At 60.4% G+C, this 18,811-nt stretch carries 14 protein-coding genes; 6 read left to right on the plus strand and 8 right to left on the minus strand.

Annotated elements, in window-relative coordinates; all coding sequences use genetic code 11:
* Positions 1-49 precede the first annotated feature (49 nt).
* Positions 50-949 (plus strand): LysR substrate-binding domain-containing protein, encoded by a 900-nt coding sequence (locus tag O5O48_RS12215; protein WP_269687141.1) that lies wholly within the window; start codon positions 50-52, stop codon positions 947-949.
* Positions 950-1,179: 230 nt separating this feature from the next.
* Here the strand turns inward: O5O48_RS12215 and trpB are convergent, their stop codons facing one another.
* Positions 1,180-2,388 carry a tryptophan synthase subunit beta gene (gene trpB, locus O5O48_RS12220; protein WP_269687142.1) on the minus strand — a complete coding sequence of 403 codons (1,209 nt, stop codon included), beginning with the start codon at positions 2,386-2,388 and terminating at the stop codon, positions 1,180-1,182.
* A gap of 192 nt (positions 2,389-2,580) precedes the next feature.
* Here trpB and O5O48_RS12225 point away from each other — a divergent pair, with 192 nt between their 5' ends.
* Positions 2,581-3,324, plus strand: a complete 744-nt coding sequence (locus O5O48_RS12225; protein ID WP_269687143.1) for a class I SAM-dependent DNA methyltransferase — start codon at positions 2,581-2,583, stop codon at positions 3,322-3,324.
* 131 nt (positions 3,325-3,455) lie between these two features.
* On the opposite strand, the gene O5O48_RS12230 is transcribed toward O5O48_RS12225, so the two are convergent.
* The 3 genes from O5O48_RS12230 to O5O48_RS12240 all read right to left on the minus strand — a co-directional run bounded on the left by O5O48_RS12230 (position 3,456) and on the right by O5O48_RS12240 (position 10,013).
* On the minus strand, positions 3,456-5,399 hold the full coding sequence (locus O5O48_RS12230) for an ATP-binding protein (protein ID WP_269687144.1): 1,944 nt from the start codon (positions 5,397-5,399) through the stop codon (positions 3,456-3,458).
* A 255-nt stretch (positions 5,400-5,654) separates the two neighbouring features.
* Complete coding sequence (locus O5O48_RS12235; RefSeq protein WP_088273861.1) at positions 5,655-6,908, minus strand: ribonucleotide-diphosphate reductase subunit beta; 1,254 nt, start codon at positions 6,906-6,908, stop codon at positions 5,655-5,657.
* Between the two features lie 228 nt (positions 6,909-7,136).
* Positions 7,137-10,013 (minus strand): ribonucleoside-diphosphate reductase subunit alpha, encoded by a 2,877-nt coding sequence (locus O5O48_RS12240; RefSeq protein WP_269687145.1) that lies wholly within the window; start codon positions 10,011-10,013, stop codon positions 7,137-7,139.
* A 433-nt stretch (positions 10,014-10,446) separates the two neighbouring features.
* On the opposite strand from O5O48_RS12240, the gene O5O48_RS12245 reads away from it, so the two are divergent.
* Complete coding sequence (locus tag O5O48_RS12245; protein WP_269687146.1) at positions 10,447-11,163, plus strand: response regulator transcription factor; 717 nt, start codon at positions 10,447-10,449, stop codon at positions 11,161-11,163.
* Positions 11,160-12,758 carry an ATP-binding protein gene (locus O5O48_RS12250; protein ID WP_269687147.1) on the plus strand — a complete coding sequence of 533 codons (1,599 nt, stop codon included), beginning with the start codon at positions 11,160-11,162 and terminating at the stop codon, positions 12,756-12,758. The genes O5O48_RS12245 and O5O48_RS12250 overlap by 4 nt, the downstream gene beginning before the upstream one ends.
* Positions 12,759-13,041: 283 nt before the next feature.
* Here the strand turns inward: O5O48_RS12250 and O5O48_RS12255 are convergent, their stop codons facing one another.
* From O5O48_RS12255 to O5O48_RS12270, 4 genes are all read right to left on the minus strand, one after another.
* Positions 13,042-13,665: a QsdR family transcriptional regulator gene (locus tag O5O48_RS12255; protein WP_088273865.1), complete on the minus strand. Its 624-nt coding sequence runs from the start codon at positions 13,663-13,665 to the stop codon at positions 13,042-13,044.
* 198 nt (positions 13,666-13,863) lie between these two features.
* On the minus strand, positions 13,864-14,625 hold the full coding sequence (locus O5O48_RS12260) for an SDR family oxidoreductase (protein ID WP_088273866.1): 762 nt from the start codon (positions 14,623-14,625) through the stop codon (positions 13,864-13,866).
* Positions 14,626-14,727: 102 nt separating this feature from the next.
* Complete coding sequence (locus O5O48_RS12265) at positions 14,728-15,597, minus strand: alpha/beta hydrolase family protein (RefSeq protein ID WP_269687148.1); 870 nt, start codon at positions 15,595-15,597, stop codon at positions 14,728-14,730.
* A gap of 229 nt (positions 15,598-15,826) precedes the next feature.
* The gene (locus tag O5O48_RS12270; protein ID WP_269687149.1) at positions 15,827-16,750 is read right to left on the minus strand and encodes a LysR family transcriptional regulator; all 924 of its coding nucleotides are present in this window, start codon (positions 16,748-16,750) and stop codon (positions 15,827-15,829) included.
* A gap of 112 nt (positions 16,751-16,862) precedes the next feature.
* Here O5O48_RS12270 and O5O48_RS12275 point away from each other — a divergent pair, with 112 nt between their 5' ends.
* Positions 16,863-17,579: a 5-methyltetrahydropteroyltriglutamate--homocysteine methyltransferase gene (locus O5O48_RS12275; protein WP_269687150.1), complete on the plus strand. Its 717-nt coding sequence runs from the start codon at positions 16,863-16,865 to the stop codon at positions 17,577-17,579.
* Positions 17,580-17,640: 61 nt separating this feature from the next.
* Entirely contained in the window at positions 17,641-18,696 is a 1,056-nt protein-coding gene (rlmM, locus tag O5O48_RS12280) for a 23S rRNA (cytidine(2498)-2'-O)-methyltransferase RlmM (RefSeq protein WP_269687151.1), read from the plus strand.
* Positions 18,697-18,811 lie beyond the last annotated feature (115 nt).

Here is an 18,811-nt window from a genome sequence, read left to right on the forward strand (position 1 = left end):
GTGCGACAAACGATGAATATTTTTATATATGGATGAAAAGGATTCATCTATGACGCAGCGCAAATTACCGCCCTTGGCTGCCCTTCGCGCGTTCGAGGCGGCTGCCCGGCACGAGAGTGCCAAGCAGGCGGCAGAGGAATTGTCGGTAACTGCAACGGCGATCAGCCATCAGATTCGCTCGCTGGAGGAGTCTCTTGGTATTTCGCTATTTGTACGCAGGCCGCGCAAGCTTGAGCTGACTGCACAGGGGCGCGAGCTCAAGGATGTGCTGGAAGACGCGTTCAACAATATCGGTGCAGCAGTTGCGCGCCTGCGCAGTACCCCGCAGCGCCAGGCGATTACCTTGAGCACAACGCCGGTGATCGCTTCGCGCTGGCTGCTGTCCTGGGTTTGCATGCTTCGTGAAACCCATCCCGATATTGATCTGCGTATCCACGCATCCCATGAGGCTGTGGCGCTGGATGGTATTACGGCCGATATCGCCATCCGTTATGGCGATGGCCGCTGGCCGGGGCTGGTGGCCGAGAAGTTGCTCGACAACACCTTCATCCCGGCTTGCAGCTCACTTTTGGGATTGCGCGATGTCAGTGAGCTGCCAAGGCATCCGCTGATCCACTTTCGCAGTGCCTCGGCTGGCTCCGGGCCGGTGGATTGGGCGGGCTGGCAGAAACTGGCGAGGGTGCCGGGCCTGGATGTGAGTGCCGGACTGGTGTTTTCGGATGAGACCCACGCGGTGTCGGCTGCAGTCGGCGCACAGGGTGTGGCCTTGATGAGCCGTGAATTGATCGAGGACGAACTGGCCGCTGGTCGGCTGGTGCAGCCCTTCGGGCCGGAGATCAAGGGCAAGGCGTTTTATCTGGTCTACCCGGAAAGCCGCAAGCATGACCCAGTCATTCAGGCGGTGAGGGATTGGGTCATGGCGGTGCCGGGCGGGGTCTGCACGCTTTGAAATCGGGCTGCGTTTGGCTGCGGGACCGATGGCGGACACGCTGCGCTGAGTCCGCCCTGCGGTTGGGCCGCAGGTAGGGTGGACTAAGCCGCAGGCGTGTCCACCGAAAGTGCATGATGCGGCACGGATGGAATCGCGAGCCTGCTGGCGGACACGCTTCGCTTAGTCCGCCCTACGATTGGGCCGCAGGTAGGGTGGACAAAGCCGCAGGCGTGTCCACCGAGCAGCGCTTACAGCCCCAGCTTCTGCGCGACGTAGTCGGCATCCTTGTCACCGCGTCCGGACAGGTTGACCAGGATGTGGCTGTCTTTCGGCAGGTTTGGTGCTTCGCGCATGGCCCAGGCCACTGCGTGAGCGCTTTCCAGCGCCGGAATGATGCCTTCGGTACGTGACAGGGTCATAAAGGCATCCAGACATTCCTGATCGGTAGCGGATTGGTAGTCGACGCGACCGATGTCCTTCAGGTAGCTGTGCTGCGGGCCAACGCCCGGATAGTCCAGACCGGAAGCAATCGAGTGCACGGCAGACGGATTGCCCTGTTCGTCTTCCAGCACGTAGCAGGCCATGCCGTGCAGTTCACCAGGCTTGCCGACCGACATGGTGGCGGCGTGGCGGCCGACCTTGTCCAGACCTTCGCCAGCCGGCTCTACGCCGACCAGATGCACGGCCTCGTCGTTCAGGAAGGCGGTAAACATGCCCATGGCGTTGGAGCCGCCCCCAACGCAGGCAGCAACGTGATCAGGCAGACGGTTGTACCTGGCGAGGAATTGCTCGCGTGACTCGTTACCGATGATCGACTGGAAGTCGCGCACCATTTTCGGGAACGGGTGTGGGCCAACCACTGAACCAATGGCGTAGATATAGTCCGTCGGGTTCTTCAGGTACTCCTCAAAGGCGCTGTCCACCGCTTCTTTCAGCGTCGCTGCGCCGCGGGTAACCGGCACCAGCTTGCATCCCAGAATGCGCATCTTGGTGACGTTGGGGTGTTCCTTTTCGATATCCACCTGACCCATGTGAATCTCGCAGGGAATACCCACCAGCGCACAGGCGGTAGCCAGTGCCACACCATGCTGCCCGGCGCCGGTCTCGGCGATCACCTTCTTCTTGCCCATGAACTTGGCCAGCAGTGCTTCACCCAGGCAGTGATTGATCTTGTGCGCGCCGGTATGGTTCAGGTCTTCACGCTTGAGATGAATCTGCGCGCCACCAAGCTTGTCCGACAGGCGTTTGGCGTGAAAGATCGGGCTGGGGCGGCCGACGTAATCGGCAAACAGACTGGCCAGCTCCTGCTGAAAGTCGTCGCGCTGACGGATCTCTTCGTACGCCGCATCGATATCGTCCATCGCCTGCTTCAGCTCCGGCGGAACCAACTGGCCGCCGTAGGGGCCGAAATAGCCGTTGGCATCAGGCATTGCAGCAAAGCGCGAGTCTTGGGTCATGGTGTGGGTGTCCTTGCAGTTTGAGCGGGTATTAAGGCAGGAGCGTAGTGTAACCAGTGACGCAGTGCGCTGCATCAAGACATCTGTGCGGCCTGATGACGCTCCACCCGGCAGTGACGTTGGTCGATTTTCAGATGTTTTTCTTCCGCTTCGATATATCATGCGCCACCGCAACTGACGCTTCAGGTCGCCATGTCCCATAACGCCATTTACACCGATCTTTCCGGTTACTACGACCTGATGTGTGCGGACATTGACTACCAGGCGCAAGGCCAGTGTGTTCAGCGTATTCATCAGCTGTTTGGCAATGGCGGCAAACGCCATCTGGATCTGGCCTGCGGCACCGGCCCGCATGTGCGCCACTTTCTCGATGCGGGCTTTCAGAGCAGCGGGTTGGACATCAATCAGCCGATGCTCGACCTCGCGCAGCAGCGATGCCCGGAGGCGACGTTTTCGCAGCAGGATATGTGCGGTTTCAGCATCACGCAGCCGCTCGACCTGATTACCTGCTTTCTCTACTCCATCCACTACAGCGGCAGCATCGAGCGGCTGCGCGCGTGCATCGCCAGCGTTCATGCTGCGCTGGCCGATGGCGGGGTGTTCTGCTTCAACGTAGTCGATAAAAGCCAAATCGATAACAGTTCCTTCGTGTCCCACACGGCCCATCAGGATGGGGCGGCGTTTCGTTTCAGCTCGGGCTGGTATTACGCAGGCGAGGGCGAGCAGCAGCGCTTGCGTCTGCGCATCGAGCGGACCGATGGCAGTGGAACCCAGTTGTGGAGAGACGAGCACCCGATGGTGGCGATGACCTTCAGCGAGCTGATCGAGGTGCTGGAGCCGTATTTCGAGCTGCAGGTCCTGGAACATGACTATCAGCGGCTGGTGCCGTGGGATGAGGTGTCAGGGAATGCGTTGGTTGTCGGTGTGAAGCGCTGAGGCCAGGAAAATCGGCTTGGCGCAAGGATGGCCGCGCGCGTCTGACATGCCGCCGGGCGAAGGGTATATTTACACCGCGCCTGCCAGCCCGTTCAGCCTTTGTTCAGCGGTGAAAATTTGATTTCCCCTAACTACGGCGGTCCCACATCAACTATTAGGTCGCTTTGGCGAACCGGCACAGGCTTCAAAAAACTGGCGAGTTGCTCTTGCTGCTCGAGCAGGAACGGAGCGTCCTGGACTCGGGCGTAGAGGTTTAGAAGGCGCTTTTCGGCTCGGGTGAGGATGGTTTCGTAGAGCATGGGAATGATCTTGACCTCCTCGCCATGGGTGGTTGGATCATCCTCACCTTGTTCGATGATGCTGCCGAGAATGAAGCCGTCCACCCGTGTGTGCTGACGAATATGTCCCTTCGCCTTCAGCTCTTTTACATACTTCCAAACCTGATCTTTTTCACGGGAGCCGAGCGGCAATTCGGTAGTCTTGAGGTCCACGATCACGACGTGCGCCGCACCATTCTCGTTGTAGTCCTCGTCGTAGGACGATCTGGCATAGAAGCTGACGCTGCAATCTGGCAGGGCCACAAAATCCGGGCGGTTGCGGCTGCCCTTGCCTTGGCAGTCGCCGAATAGTTGGCGGATTACGGAGGTCATGCCCTTGTTGGAGGTGAATTCGATGGACTCGAACTGGGCACCGAACATCCACAAGCCACGCTCGAACAGCGGTTGCAATTCGTGCACTTCGTCAATGCCTGCGACCTGAATCTTGGTGCGAAGCTCTCCGATGAGTTTTAGGCGGTTCTGGATCTCGTCGAGCACAAGCTTGGCCATGCTGACGGTCCATTCGGAGAGGATGGTGTGCAGGGTGTCGTAATCGTTCGGCTCGCATTTATGCAATAGATCAAGTAGGCCATAGCGTGACTTGGCCTTTTCCAGCTTGGCCAGAATCGTGGAGAGCTGAACAATCTCCTGTTCGCCAAAGTTGGGGCAGGTCTCTACTACTTCGTCGATGAAGGCCTCGACGCGATCCTTACTGATGGGGGAGAGGGTGTTGACGGTATTGCCGACACGCTCAAAAACCGCCGCACGCTTAGCTTCGCGCTCACTTTCACCGCAACCGTGAATGATCCGCCGGATGTGGTCCTGAACAGCTTCGCGGGTAGTACGCCAGGCCGGATTCTCGTCCTTGAACCCGCTCCAGTCAGGGGTGACTGCGTCATGCTGGTTCAGGAAGTCGGCCTGGACGATGAAGGTGAAACGCTTGGCTTCGGACGTGCGGCCATCGAGAACGCGTTCGTAGTCGCTGCGACTCCATTTGCAGTCACCAACGGCACGATTCTGCACCCACCAGGCAATGCCATGCTGCTTGGTGGTTCGGTCAGCCTTCTTGGTATCGATATGCAGGATGGTCACTTTCCCTAGATCAGGGATTTCAATCTCCTCGCTGGACAGCAACTCGGGGATGTCTCTGAAGGTGATTGGGCTTCCGTTGATCGAAACTGTGAACGCTGGGTTCGCCAGAAAGCGGCTGCCAATTAGCTCGCGGGCTTGCTCTTCGCTGAACCTCAAGGTAGGGATGCTGCCGTTACCAATGATCTCCGTACCGTGACCTTTGATGCCCTCGGCCTTGAAGGACACTTCTTCCAGCACCAGTGGCTCGGTTAGCGTTCGATGAACCCTGCAGACGAATTCCTGGCCATTCTTGCGTGAAGTGATCAGGTACTCATCGGCAAAGCAGAAACTAGCGAAACGGCCTTTGCCGTTCTTACCAAAAACAGGACGGGGAAGACCTTCAACGTCTTGCGGAGGCGCAGCGATTGCGCCCTGCACTGAGAGTCGGTTGTAGGCAATGGTGCGCCAGATGTGCTGGAACTCGTCACGGGTCATCCCGTTGCCGTTGTCCTTGATCCTAAATGGCCTACCTGAATCAACTGCTGGCCAGGTAATCTCAACCTGGGTGGCGTAGGCATCCCAGCAGTTGGCGACTAGCTCGACGATGGCGGTTGCTGGGTCGGTGACGATGGCCCCCGCGTAGCTTTCGAGAAATCGGGCATCGTAGAGAAGAGATCGTTGCTCCATGCGCTTATCATCCGTAGGCCTATTTAACCGATTGCACGCGTTGCTGGCAGATCATCCACGCATCGCATATCGACAGATACTATGCGACACCTCCGGAGTTGTGAATCGCCCATAGTTCCGTCGTTCCTCGTCCAGCGACCATGGCCGTCTGAAGAGCCAAAATAAAGGGCCGCCGTTTGGCAGCCCTTTTGGGTGTATCCGTTTCACACACTGCGAGATGGTTTCACGGATTGGAGGCTTTGAGCGGACTGAGCATCAATCCCAGCTCAACGCACCGCCAGTTTGATACTCGATCACTCGGGTCTCGAAGAAGTTTTTCTCTTTCTTCAGATCCATGATCTCGCTCATCCACGGGAAGGGGTTGGTGGTGCCGGGGTACTGTTCCTTCAGGCCGATCTGGGTCAGGCGGCGGTTGGCGATGAACTTGAGGTAGTCCTCCATCATCGCGGCGTTCATGCCGAGCACGCCGCGGGGCATGGTGTCGCGGGCGTATTCGATTTCCAGCTGCGCGCCCTGGAGAATCATCTGGGTTGCTTCGTCCTTCATGGCATCGTCCCACAGGTGCGGGTTTTCGATCTTGATCTGGTTGATCACGTCGATGCCGAAGTTCAGGTGCATGGATTCGTCGCGCAGGATGTACTGGAACTGCTCGGCGGTGCCGGTCATCTTGTTGCGGCGACCCATGGACAGGATCTGGGTGAAGCCGCAGTAGAAGAAGATGCCTTCCAGAACGCAGTAGTAGGCGATCAGGTTGCGCAGCAGTTCCTTGTCGGTCTCGACGGTGCCGGTGGTGAAGGTCGGGTCGGAGATCGAGCGGGTGTACTTGAGGCCCCAAGAGGCCTTTTTCGCGACGCTCGGGATCTCGTGGTACATGTTGAATATCTCGCCTTCATCCATGCCCAGCGACTCGATGCAGTACTGGTAGGCGTGGGTGTGGATCGCCTCTTCGAAGGCCTGACGCAGGATGTACTGGCGGCACTCGGGGTTGGTGATCAGGCGGTACACGGCCAGCACCAGGTTGTTGGCGACCAGACTGTCGGCGGTGGAGAAGAAACCGAGGTTGCGCTTGACGATGCGGCGCTCGTCTTCGGTCAAGCCGTCTGCGCTCTTCCACAGGGCGATGTCGGCGGTCATGTTGACCTCTTGCGGCATCCAGTGGTTGGCACAACCGTCGAGGTACTTCTGCCAGGCCCATTCGTACTTGAACGGGACCAGCTGGTTGAGGTCTGCGCGGGCGTTGATCATCTGCTTGTCGCCAACCTGCACGCGGGCGGCGGAGCCTTCCAGATCGTCCAGACCTTCCTGGATATCGAGCTCATCCAGTGCGGCCTTGGCGCGGGCGATGGCGTCGGAGTCGTCCGCGCTGATCTGACGCGCGTCCTCCACCGAACCTTCGGCAATATTTTCCATTACCGGGCTGTCGGTGAGCGGCGCGCTCGGTTGGGCGGCTGCCTTGGCGGCGGGTGCGGTGGTGGTGTCTTCGCTGTCGAAATCGTCCCAGCTGAGCATGGTATGTCTCCCTTTGGTCGACAGCCGCAAGCTTTAAGCTGCAAGCGGCAAGTTGTTTGGTGTGGCGGCGGCGAGCGGTGTGAACCTTGGACTCGGCGCGGCGCTTGGTTTTTTCTGGATTCCCGCCTTCGCGGGAATGACGCGAGGGTTGGAAATCACGCTGTGTTTTAAACGCTCCGAGCGGGACTGCTTGTAGCTTGCAGCTTGAGGCTTGCCGCTGGGCCTGCCTTATTGGCAGGCCTCGCAGTCCGGGTCATCAATGGAACACGCCTTCGGCACCGGCGCCGGGCCAGCGGGTGCTGCACTCAGCGTCGGCTCTGCGCCGCTGGCGACGGCGTTCAGCTTGCCGGTGTTGACGGTCGATTTCTCGGTGCTGGTGGCAGCCAGGGCACGCAGGTAGTAGGTGGTTTTCAGGCCACGGAACCACGCCATGCGGTAGGTCACGTCCAGCTTCTTGCCGCTGGCGCCAGAGATGTACAGGTTCAGCGACTGGGCCTGATCGATCCATTTCTGGCGGCGGCTGGCGGCTTCGACGATCCACTTGGTTTCGACTTCAAACGCGGTGGCGTACAGCGCCTTGAGGTCGTCCGGGATGCGGTCGATCTGCTGTACCGATCCGTCGTAGTACTTGAGGTCGTTGACCATGACCGCGTCCCACATGCCGCGTGCCTTGAGGTCGCGCACCAGATAGGGGTTGATCACGGTGAACTCGCCGGACAGGTTCGATTTGACGTACAGGTTCTGGTAGGTCGGCTCGATCGACTGCGATACGCCGGTAATGTTGGCGATGGTCGCGGTCGGCGCGATGGCCATGATGTTGGAGTTGCGAATGCCTTTCTTGACGCGCTCGCGCACCGGCTCCCAGTCCAGGGTGACGCTGCGGTCCACTTCGATGTACTTGGCGCCGCGCTGCTCGGTCAGAATGTCGAGCGAGTCATAGGGCAGGATGCCTTGCGACCACAGCGAGCCTTCGAAGCTGGAGTAGCTGCCGCGCTCGTCGGCCAGATCACAGGAGGCCTGGATGGCGAAGTAGCTGATGGCTTCCATCGACTGGTCGGCAAAGGCGACGGCCTCGTTGGAGCCGTAGGCGATGTGCTGCAGGTAGAGCGCATCCTGGAAGCCCATCAGACCCAGACCAACCGGGCGGTGCTTGAGGTTGGAGTTGCGGGCCTGCGGTACCGAGTAGTAGTTGATGTCGATGACGTTATCAAGCATGCGTACCGCAGTGCGCACGGTGCGCTCCAGCTTGGCGGTGTCGAGCTTGCCGTCAACAATGTGGTTGACCAGGTTGACCGAGCCCAGGTTACAGACAGCGATTTCGTCCGCGCTGGTGTTCAGGGTGATCTCGGTGCACAGGTTGGAGCTGTGGACTACACCGGCGTGCTGCTGCGGGCTGCGCAGGTTGCAGGCGTCCTTGAAGGTCAGCCACGGGTGGCCGGTTTCGAACAGCATGCTGAGCATCTTGCGCCACAGGTCGGCGGCACGCACTTTCTTGTGCAGTTTCAGCTTGCCGTACTCGGTCAGCGCTTCGTAGTACTCGTAGCGCTCTTCGAAGGCCTTGCCGGTCAGATCGTGCAGGTCCGGCACGTCGGAAGGCGAGAACAGGGTCCATTGGCCGTCTTCGAACACGCGCTTCATGAACAGGTCCGGAATCCAGTTGGCGGTGTTCATGTCGTGGGTGCGGCGACGGTCGTCACCGGTGTTCTTGCGCAGCTCGAGGAACTCTTCGATATCCAGGTGCCAGGTTTCCAGATAGCCGCAGACCGCGCCCTTGCGCTTGCCGCCCTGGTTCACCGCAACGGCGGTGTCGTTTACCACTTTCAGGAAGGGCACGACGCCCTGGCTCTTGCCGTTGGTGCCCTTGATATAGGCGCCCATGGCGCGAACCGGCGTCCAGTCGTTGCCCAGGCCGCCGGCAAATTTGGACAGCATCGCGTTGTCGTGGATCGCCTTGTAGATGCCGGACAGCTCGTCCGGCACGGTGGTGAGATAGCAGGACGACAGCTGCGGGCGCAGGGTGCCGGCGTTGAACAGGGTCGGCGTGGAGGCCATGTAGTCGAAGCTGGACAGCAGGTTATAGAACTCGATGGCGCGCTCGTTCTTCTGCGGCTCTTCAATGGCCAGACCCATGGCGACGCGCATGAAGAAGATCTGCGGCAGTTCGATACGGGTGCCGTCGCGGTGCAGGAAGTAGCGATCGTACAGGGTTTGCAGGCCGAGGTAGCCGAACAGCTGGTCGCGGTTGTGGTCGAGCGCTGCGCCCAGTTGCTCCAGATCGTAGTCGGCCAGTTTGGCGTCCAGCAGTTCGTAGTCGATACCGGCCTTGACGTAGGCGGGCAGCGTCCTGGCGTACAGCTCGGCCATCTCGCCGTGGGTGGCACTGGACGCAATATCGAGGTGACTGAGGGCTTCGGCACGCAGGTTGTCGAGCAGCAGTCGGGCGGTGACCTGACTGTAGCTCGGCTCGCGCTCGACCAGGGTGCGGGAGGTCATTACCAGCGCGGTGTTGACGTCGAGCTGGGTCACGCCGTCGTACAGGTTCTTCAGGGTTTCCTGCTCGATGTGGTTGGCGTCAACTTCCGGCAGGCCTTCGCAGGCTTCGGCGATGACGGTGCGCAGGCGGCCCAGGTCCAGCGGCTCGCGGCTGCCGTCGGGCAGGGTGATGCGGATGCTGGGGTGGGCTTCGGCGACGCTCTGGCGCGCCTGACGCTGGCGGGCGTGCTCTTCACGGTAGAGCACGTAGGCGCGGGCGATCTTCTGTTCACCGGAGCGCATCAGCGCCAGCTCGACCTGATCCTGAATCTCTTCAATATGCAGCGTGCCACCGGAGGGCAGGCGACGCTTGAAGATCGCGCTGATCACATCGGTCAGTTCATTGACGGTCTCGCGAATCCGCGAGGATGCCGCGGCCTGGCTGCCTTCTACGGCCAGAAACGCCTTGGTCATGGCGATACGGATCTTGTCGTCGGTATAGGGCACCAGGGTGCCGTTGCGTTTGATGACGCGAAGCTGTCCTGGGGCGCTCAGCTGCAGGTCCGAATTTTGTTCGTCGTCTGTGTGCCGCGCGGATGATGTGGTGTCAGCGGCGGAAGGGGTGACCTGCATGACATGCTCCTTTTTGGTCGTTAACACAATATGTAGATATTCGCGCAAGCTGGCGCAGCCAGCTCGGGACGTGCTGTTCAAGCGGCAGACAGTCAGCTGCGGCTTACGGCTGCTGGTGACTATTTGATCAATATGTAGATGTCTGCCTTTCGTTTGGCACAAGATAGTGTGTGTTTTCGAGTGTGGCAAGGCGATTATTTGTCGATTTCATCGCATAACTGCCTTGACCTCGGCGCAGATCAGAGCTGGTGCGGGTTTGCAGGCTTGAAGAAAAAAATACTATATCTAGTGTTTGCCTTTTTCTTGTTTTCAGATTGATGTCAGCGCCGGAAGAAGCTGTTTCCAGTGCTCTGGGTCAGGGGCTGTGGCCTGAAGGCAAGCGAGTGCTACAATCGCCGGCTGATTTGAGTAGTTCAGCGAGCGGGAGGCATGGGTGGAGGCAGACAGCGGTTACATCCTGATTGTTGAGGACGACCAGAAGCTGGCGGGTCTGATTGCCGAGTTTTTGCAGGCTCAGGGGCTTCAGGTTGCGGTTGAGGCGGATGGCAGCGCTGCCGTGCAGCGAATTCTCGACACCCAGCCGGCGCTGGTCGTGCTTGACCTGATGCTGCCGGGCGAGGACGGGCACTCGATTTGCGAGCGGGTCCGTGCGGCAGGTTTTCTGCGGCCGATCCTGATGCTGACGGCACGCAGCGAGGACGAGGCCCAGATTCGTGGCCTGGAGCTGGGTGCCGACGATTATGTAAGCAAACCGGTCCGCCCGCAGGTGCTGCTGGCGCGCATCCGTGCGCTGTTGCGCAGAACCAGCGAGCCGGAAACCAGCGAGGCGCCGACGCGTCTGGAGTTTGGTGAGCTGATCATTGATAACGACCGTCGTGAGGCGTGGCTGCGCGGCGAGTTGATCGAGCTGACCGGTGCCGAGTTTGATCTGCTCTGGTTGCTGGCCAGTAACGCTGGCCGGATTCTCAGCCGTGAGGAGATCTTTATCGCTCTGCGTGGTATCGAGTATGACGGTCAGGACCGCTCCATCGATGTGCGTATTTCGCGTATCCGCCCCAAGATCGGCGATGATCCGGACCTTCCGCGACTGATCAAGACCGTCCGCAGCAAAGGCTATCTGTTCGTCAGCCCCGGCCCGGATCAGCCGTGAACTCGATTTTTCTGCGCATCTACGGCGGCATGTTGCTGGTACTGGTCGCCGTCTCCCTGCTGGCGCTGGTCAGCATCCGCATGATCAACGATGTGCGCGCAGAGGATTACCGCGAGCGCATGGCGACAGGCACTTTCCGCCTCATGGCAGATAACCTGGAGCCGATGGACGAAGCCGAGCGGCAGAAAGCGCTGGCCGTGTGGATGCGGCTGATCGGTGTGCCCCTGGAGTTGCGCCAGCTGGACGACCTGGGGCTGGAGTCGAGCAGTTGGTCGCGGCTGATTCAGGGGCGTGTGCTGGTGCTCAGCAGCGCGCCATCCGAGGTCCGGGTATACAGTCTGGTGGACCTCAGCCAGCAGCAGGTGCTGACCGCCGATATCGAGAAGATCTCCGAGCAACTGGGTCGCGCTACCCTGTTTCTGATTGCCGACGAGCTGGTGCGGCACCCTGAAAGTGACATGCCAACCTGGCTGCAGCGACTGCGGCGAGACAAGGGTTTCGGCTTTCCGCTTAATCTCACCCGCCTTAACGAAACCGATCTGGATGTCGACCAACGCCGGCGTCTGGATGAGTTCGATACCGTGCTGAGCCTGGGGCCGGACGGCAACGCGGTGATGATGTACATGAAAATCCCGGATACCAACTGGGTAGTCAGCCTCGGACCGATCTATCAGATGCAGGAGTATCCGCCTGAGATGCTGCTGATGACCGGCTTGCTGGCGCTGTCGCTCAGTGGTCTGCTGATTTATCTGCTGGTGCGTCAGTTGGAGCAGCGGCTGATGAATCTGGAGTCGGCGGCGACGCATCTGGCGCGCGGTAATCTGGATGCCCGGGCGGAGGCTATCGGCAGCGACTCGGTTGGCAGTCTGGCACGGGCGTTCAATGATATGGCCGGCCACCTGCAACGCATGATGCGTATTCAACAGGAGATGATTCGAGCCGTCTCGCACGAGCTGCGCACGCCGGTAGCGCGCTTGCGCTTCGGTCTGGAGATGGTGGAGACAGCCAGCAGTGAAGCTGATCTGAAACGCTATCTCGACAGCATGGACGGTGATTTGACCGAACTGGACAAACTGGTCGACGAGATTCTGACCTACGCCCGTCTTGAACAGGGCGCGCCGGCTCTGGTGCTGCAGCCGGTGGATGTGCTGGCGACGGTGGAGCAGGTTGTGACCGAGTTGTTGCCGTTGGCTGCCAGCGTGCAGCTGGAGCATGAAGATCTGTCCCATGGCCGGGCCCATGTGGTGGACGCCGAGGAGCGTTACCTGCATCGGGCACTGACCAACCTGGTCAGCAATGCCCTGCGTCATGCGGCCTCGCGGGTCAAGGTGACTACACGCGTTGCCAACGGCCGCTGCAGGCTGACTGTGGAAGATGACGGCCCCGGGATTCCGGAGGCCTACCGCGAGCGCATCTTTACTCCCTTCCTTCGGCTGGACGACAGCCGTACCCGTGCCAGCGGTGGTTATGGCCTGGGGTTATCCATTGTTCGCCGCATTGCCTACTGGCACCGCGGCTACGCACGGGTCGAAACGTCCAAGGAGCTGGGCGGAGCTGCCTTCATTATCGACTGGCCGCTGCGCCAGGCGTCGTAGCATGGAGAACCGCGCAGCGTTCTCCGTGGGTTCATGTGCCAACGCGCGGAGAAGCCTGCGGCGTTCTCCGCCCTACGGAGGTTGCGGGCTGCGGGGGCGGTAGCATGGAGAACCGCGCAGCGTTCTCCGTGGGTTCATGTGCCGACGCGCGGAGAAGCCTGCGGCGTGCTCCGCCCTGCGGAGATGGCGTGTTGCGGGAGGGCGGTAGCATGGAGAACCGCGCAGCGTTCTCCGTGAGCTCATTTGCCGACGCGCGGAGACTCCCCACCGGACAAATCGCGTCTCAGCGCTGATGACCGTTGACCAGCAGGCGGAACGCCGTGGTAGCTGGGCCTGGCTCGGGTTTACGGCCGCAGATCAGGTCGCAATAAATGGCGCTTTCGCCGATACGCACGATGTACAGAGCAAGGCTCTGGGCATCCATCTCTGGCTTGATTTCACCAGCCGCAATCGCCTTTTCGAACATTTGCTGCCAGGTACTGATCAGGCGCTCCTGCAGGCCTGAGGCACGGGCAGTGAGCAATTGCAGGCCCCATTGCGGCTCGGCTTGCAGAAAATCGTACATGGGGCGCGCGTTGATCAATGCAACATTGATGTCTTCGTAGATCTGCGTGAGATAGTCGATGCCCGTGAGGTTGGGAGTCTGTTCGGCACGGGCGATGGCTTCATCGTAGATACGCTTGTACAGCGACCACAGAATTTCGCCCATCAACAAATCCTTGTTGCCGACCCAGCGCATCAGTGTGGCTCGTCCGATACCCAGCTCTTCCGCGAGTTGCGACAGGTTCAGACGGCGGCCTTCCAGCCACCAGCTGCGTGCCATGCGAAAGGCCGATATCGGCGTCGCGCGTTCGTCGGATTTGCGTTTTGAGAGGGCAAGGGAGAGGGGAGTCTGCTGACTGGTCATTCGGTGCTTTCCTGGCGTTTTAGGTTTCTTCTTCGTATTTGGCTTGCATGGTAGCAATGCTGATACCAAGAATGAAAGTGTCCCGTGTGTGAATCACCAGTAGTAATACGAGTGAATTTGTAACCACGCGTCATCGGCTCGCCAACGAACCGTTTCGTCTGATCCGCAAGCGGCCGGATCAGACGTCTCGACTGTGTATCAGCCGCGGCCGATGAACGGCATCCTGGTTGCCATGATGGTCATGAACTGGACGTTGGTTTCCAGTGGCAGTTCGGCCATCTGAACAACCGCCTGGGCGACATGCTCCACGTCCATCACCGGCTCGGCCATGATCTCGCCATTGGCCTGCGGTATGCCGCGTTGCATGGGTGCAGCCATCTCGGTAGCGGCGTTGCCGATATCGATCTGCCCGCAGGCAATATTGTATTTGCGACCATCCAGCGAGGTGGACTTGGTCAGGCCGGTCATGCCGTGCTTGGACGCGGTGTAGGGGGCTGAGTTCGGGCGCGGAGCCGTGGCTGAAATCGAGCCGTTGTTGATGATGCGTCCGCCCATCGGCGTCTGGGCTTTCATCAGCCGAAAGGCTTGCTGGGTACAGAGGAAGGCACCTGTCAGGTTGGTGTCGATAGTGGCCTTCCAGGCGTCGAACGGCAGCTCTTCCAGCGGTAACGGCGGCGCGCCGGTACCGGCATTGTTGAACAGAACGTCCAGCCGCCCCCAGGTTGCCTGTACCTGGTCGAACAGCGCTTTCACGGATGACGGGTCGCGCACATCGGAGGGGATCACCAGAGCATTATTGGCAAGCTCGTCGAGCCCTTCGAGACTGCGCTGCAGCTTGTCGGCGTTGCGACCAGTAAGGGCCACGTGATAGCCGGCCTTGAGCAGGGCAATACTGGTAGCTCGGCCAATGCCTGTGCCGGCACCGGTAACCAGGGCGACTTTGAGTGGGGAGTCGGTCATCGGGATTCCTCTGTGTTTTAGGCTGGGCAGAGGATACACCACCGACGGGCACTCAAGTGTCGCCATCCCGACAGCATCCTGGCGGTCGGGATGGCGCGGGCATTAGTTGATGCCCTTGCGACGTACATCCCAGTCGCGGTCGCTGCACAGGTCACAATTGCTGCCGTAGAACGTGTCTTCGGCGCTGGCGTCGTCCATCAGATGGTAGCGGAACCAGGCGGTTGAGGGGCCACGGTAGTCGCCCGCATTGCCGACCGGCTCGAAATGGCTGGCTCTGGACAGTTCACCCCAGAATACCGGCACGTTAGCGCGGTTGTAGACTGGCAAGGCGTTCAAGGTCGGGCTGGCGATGGTGTCGGCGCTGCCGGTCATCAGGAACATGGGACCATTCTGGTTGGATTGCGAGCTGCTGTTGTGGCCCAGACCAATAGTGTACGGCTGGAACGGCGCAGTGACTTTGATGCGGTAGTCCTGCCCCGCCATGATGGTGCCGCCACCGCCTTGGGAGTGCCCGGCCGCGCCAATGCGGTTGAGGTCCAGCTTGTTCGCATAGGTGCCGGTGCTGCGGTTGTTCTGGGTGGTCAGGTAGTCGACGCAACCCAGCATTTCCTGGCCGGTGCCGGCGTTGGAGGTATTGGCTGCGATCACGACGAAACCGTGCGAGGCCCAGTGCTCAAGCAGGGCTGCGTAGGTGCTGGGCGAGGCAGTGGTGCCGTTTCCCCAGACGATGATCGGGTGTTTGAGGTTGTTCTCGCCGAGGGTGGACGGGCGAAACACTGTGCAGCTGCTGCCCGCGCTGCCGCTGGTCGTCGCGAATGGGCCATCGGCGCTGAAGCTGCCAACGCCGGGGAAACCGGTCCCGGTAGCCGGGTTGCCGGTGCCGCCACCACCACCGGGGTTGGTGGCCAGCGCGATGCTGGAAAGCGACAAGCCGAGCGCGAGTGTGGCCAGTTTGAACATCTGTGCATTCATCCTGTGAGTCCTTTTGTCTTGTTGTTGGAATGGCTGCGCAAGGTGCGCAGAAGGCTCACGGTAGGGGGCTTGCGTGTGAGGTAAAGTCGCCCGGATGGGTTATCCGGGCGGTTTGTATCGATATCGAGATAAGCAGAGTCTGAGGTTTCGTCGATAACTTATTGTTTTTCATAGGAAAATACGGGGAATTGGTGGCGCGGCGGCGCAGTGCCACGTCACCCGAATGGGCTCAGTCGTTGCCCCGCGCGCTGACCCCCTCAAGCGTCGCAAAGGAGGTGTCCTTGGCGGTAAGCAGAAAGTCCTGCAGGTAGGGCATTGTCATCATGTCTTCACGCACCGCAGCGTAAAGAGTTCCGAATAGGCCGTCCGGTCCAAGCCGGCAGGCGCTGACGTAGCCCTTGTGCAGATATTCGGCCAGCGCCCAGTTGGGCAGGCAGCACACACCGCGGCCGGAGGCCACCAGCTGCATCATCATGACCGTCATCTCGGCAGTACGCACACCTGCCGGCTCGACTCCGGCGGGTTCAAGAAACTGCTTGAAAACGTCGAGGCGCTCGCGCTCAACCGGGTAGGTGATTAACGTCTCACCAGCCAGATCATCGGGTCTGATGTGGTGACGGGTACTCAGCGGATGCTGGTTGCTGACCGCCAGCAGGGCCTCGTAGGTAAACAGGGGGACATAGCTGATGCCGGGGATATCGAGCGGGTCTGAGGTGACAACCAGATCCAGGTCGCCACGGGACAACGCCGGCAGCGGAGCGAAGAAGAACCCCGAGGCAAAGTCGACCTCGACCTCGGGCCAGGCGTTGCGGAACTGATCGATAGTCGGCATCAGCCATTGGAAGCAGCTGTGACACTCGATGGCCATATGCAGGCGCCCGGCCTGGCCGCCCGCAAGCCGCTGAATATCGCGCTCGGCCTGGCGCACCTGGGGCAGCAGGGTGTCGGCCAGACGCAGCAGCCGCAGACCTGCGCTGGTAAAGCGCACCGGCTTGCTCTTGCGCACAAACAGGCTCATGCCGAGCCGTTCTTCCAGATCCTTGATCTGATGCGACAGGGCTGACTGGGTCAGATGCAGACGCTCGGCGGCTTCAACAAGGCTTTCTGCCTCGCGCAGGGTGGTCAGGGTGCGCAGGTGGCGGAGTTCAAGCATGGCAGCGGGTCTATATGAGAAAAATCGAACTATAGCATGAGCAAGGTGAGTTTGATTCAGTGCTCGCCGCGGGGGAGTATCGCCACTTTGTTGAGCGATCAGGAGAACTCCCATGCTGCTGCACCAAACCGGCCCCGCGGTATCACTTGCGCAGGAGTCAGCGCGCTGGCACCAGCAGGCTGACGCAGGTATGGCATGGGTCAGCATCGCAGCAGCGGGTATGCCGCCGTTTGACTCGCTACTGGAGCGGGTTGCCAGTGCGCGAGCCTGCGGATTCAACGTCAAGTCGATCATTCCGGGGCCGTTGTCGTTGCTGTGGTCACTCAGTGATGGGAGCGAGGCGGGGCTTGAGCAACTGGATGGCTTGCTGGACGCCTATGACGATCTGCTGCTTGCCCTCGGCAAACACGGGGTGGAGTGGGTCGAGCTGAATGAGCCGCAACTGACGCAGCCGCTTTCCCCGGTATGGGGTGCGGCCTGCGAGCGCAGCTACAACCGGTTGCAGCGTACGGCACTGAGACGGCTGCTGGCAGTGAGTGGAGGCCCGCTGGTCGACAATCTGGGGTTGGCCTGCAGCCTCCCGGTTGATGCGCTGCAGATCGAGTTGCACGATGCGGAGCGTGAACTGGTTGCTGCGCTGGATCGGCTTCCTGCCTATAAGGCGCTGTCACTGGTGCTGCCTCAACCCGAACAGTCGGCAGCGCTAGCGGCGCAGCTACGGAGTGTGCATCAGCGCCTGGGTGATCGGCTTTGGCTGGCGGCCAGCGATGAAGGTGAGCTTGCGTATTGGGCAGTGGAAATCGGCAACCCGTCGTCTATTGCTGCCTGACGCTTCAACCTGTGCCGGTCTGCCTGTAGAGTAGCGCCCCATTACCTTTCGGGAGCGAATCATGCAGGAACTGTTACTACATTGCCGTCCAGGCTTCGAGGGCGAAGCCGCTGCGGAAATGCAGGAACTGGCTAACGAGCAGGGCATTGCCGGCTACCCCGTGACCCGTGACGGCAGCGCGCTGGTGCGTTTTGTCTGTCCGGAGACGGGCGATGCCGAGCAGCTGATGCGGGCCATTGATTTCCAGCAACTGATCTTCGTTCGTCAGTGGGCGCTGGGCAACTGGGTCGATCTCGATCCGGAAGATCGCGTCAGCCCCATTATTACCGCCTGTGCCCAGGGCCCGATTGCCTCGCTGATCTGGCTGGAAACCGCCGATACCAATGATGGCAAGGCGCTCGCGGCGCTTACCAAAAAGCTCAAGGGGCCGCTCGAACGCGCGCTGACCAAAACCCGGTTTGTGCGCCCGAACAAGACTGAGCTGCCGCGCCTGCACCTGTGCTTCGAGAGTGGCCAGAAGGTGTTTGTTGGCTGGTCCTGGGCTGACAATGGCGCGCCCTGGCCGATGGGCATTCCCCGTTTGCGCGTACCGAAAGAAGCGCCGAGCCGCTCGACGCTGAAACTGGAAGAGGCGTGGCACCACTTTATCCCGCGTGATGACTGGGACGTGCGCCTGAAGGCAGGCATGACAGCGGTCGACCTTGGCGCCGCCCCCGGCGGCTGGACCTGGCAGCTGGTCAACCGGCTGATGAAGGTGATTGCCGTCGACAACGGCCCCATGGATCGTCGCCTGATGGACAGCGGACAGGTCGAGCACGTGCAGGCCGACGGCTACATGTACAAGCCCAAACGCACTGTTGACTGGATGGTCTGCGACATCGTCGACAAGCCCGCCCGCAGCAGCGCCCTGGCCGCCAAATGGATTACCCAGAAACTTTGCCGCGAACTGATCATCAACTTCAAACTGCCAATGAAGCAGCGCTATCCGGAGGTGGTCCAGTGCCTGGCGCATATTCAGGACGCGCTCGAGGCGGCCGGCATCAGGGCAGAAGTTGCCTGCAAGCAGCTCTATACCGACCGTGAAGAAGTTACCTGCCATATTCGAGTGTTGCGTTAGGCCTGATTTCCTCAGTCGCGCCGCCTGCGAGAAGCCCTGCCTGCCGTCATAGATTGAGGCTGCAGCCGGTTTGCGACGCTTCAGAGCCTTGCCGTCGATCTACCGACGGCATCGC

It is taken from the genome of Halopseudomonas sp. MFKK-1 (assembly GCF_027474385.1).
Taxonomy (GTDB): Bacteria; Pseudomonadota; Gammaproteobacteria; order Pseudomonadales; family Pseudomonadaceae; genus Halopseudomonas; species Halopseudomonas aestusnigri.

Coding starts and splice junctions, on each gene's coding strand:
- O5O48_RS12255 (WP_088273865.1), bottom strand. CDS start 13,665: ATGACCAGTCAGCAGACTCCCCTCTCCCTTGCCCTCTCAAAACGCAAA.
- O5O48_RS12265 (WP_269687148.1), bottom strand. CDS start 15,597: ATGAATGCACAGATGTTCAAACTGGCCACACTCGCGCTCGGCTTGTCG.
- O5O48_RS12230 (WP_269687144.1), bottom strand. CDS start 5,399: ATGGAGCAACGATCTCTTCTCTACGATGCCCGATTTCTCGAAAGCTAC.
- O5O48_RS12215 (WP_269687141.1), top strand. CDS start 50: ATGACGCAGCGCAAATTACCGCCCTTGGCTGCCCTTCGCGCGTTCGAG.
- rlmM (WP_269687151.1), top strand. CDS start 17,641: ATGCAGGAACTGTTACTACATTGCCGTCCAGGCTTCGAGGGCGAAGCC.
- O5O48_RS12275 (WP_269687150.1), top strand. CDS start 16,863: ATGCTGCTGCACCAAACCGGCCCCGCGGTATCACTTGCGCAGGAGTCA.
- trpB (WP_269687142.1), bottom strand. CDS start 2,388: ATGACCCAAGACTCGCGCTTTGCTGCAATGCCTGATGCCAACGGCTAT.
- O5O48_RS12260 (WP_088273866.1), bottom strand. CDS start 14,625: ATGACCGACTCCCCACTCAAAGTCGCCCTGGTTACCGGTGCCGGCACA.
- O5O48_RS12235 (WP_088273861.1), bottom strand. CDS start 6,908: ATGCTCAGCTGGGACGATTTCGACAGCGAAGACACCACCACCGCACCC.
- O5O48_RS12225 (WP_269687143.1), top strand. CDS start 2,581: ATGTCCCATAACGCCATTTACACCGATCTTTCCGGTTACTACGACCTG.
- O5O48_RS12240 (WP_269687145.1), bottom strand. CDS start 10,013: ATGCAGGTCACCCCTTCCGCCGCTGACACCACATCATCCGCGCGGCAC.
- O5O48_RS12270 (WP_269687149.1), bottom strand. CDS start 16,750: ATGCTTGAACTCCGCCACCTGCGCACCCTGACCACCCTGCGCGAGGCA.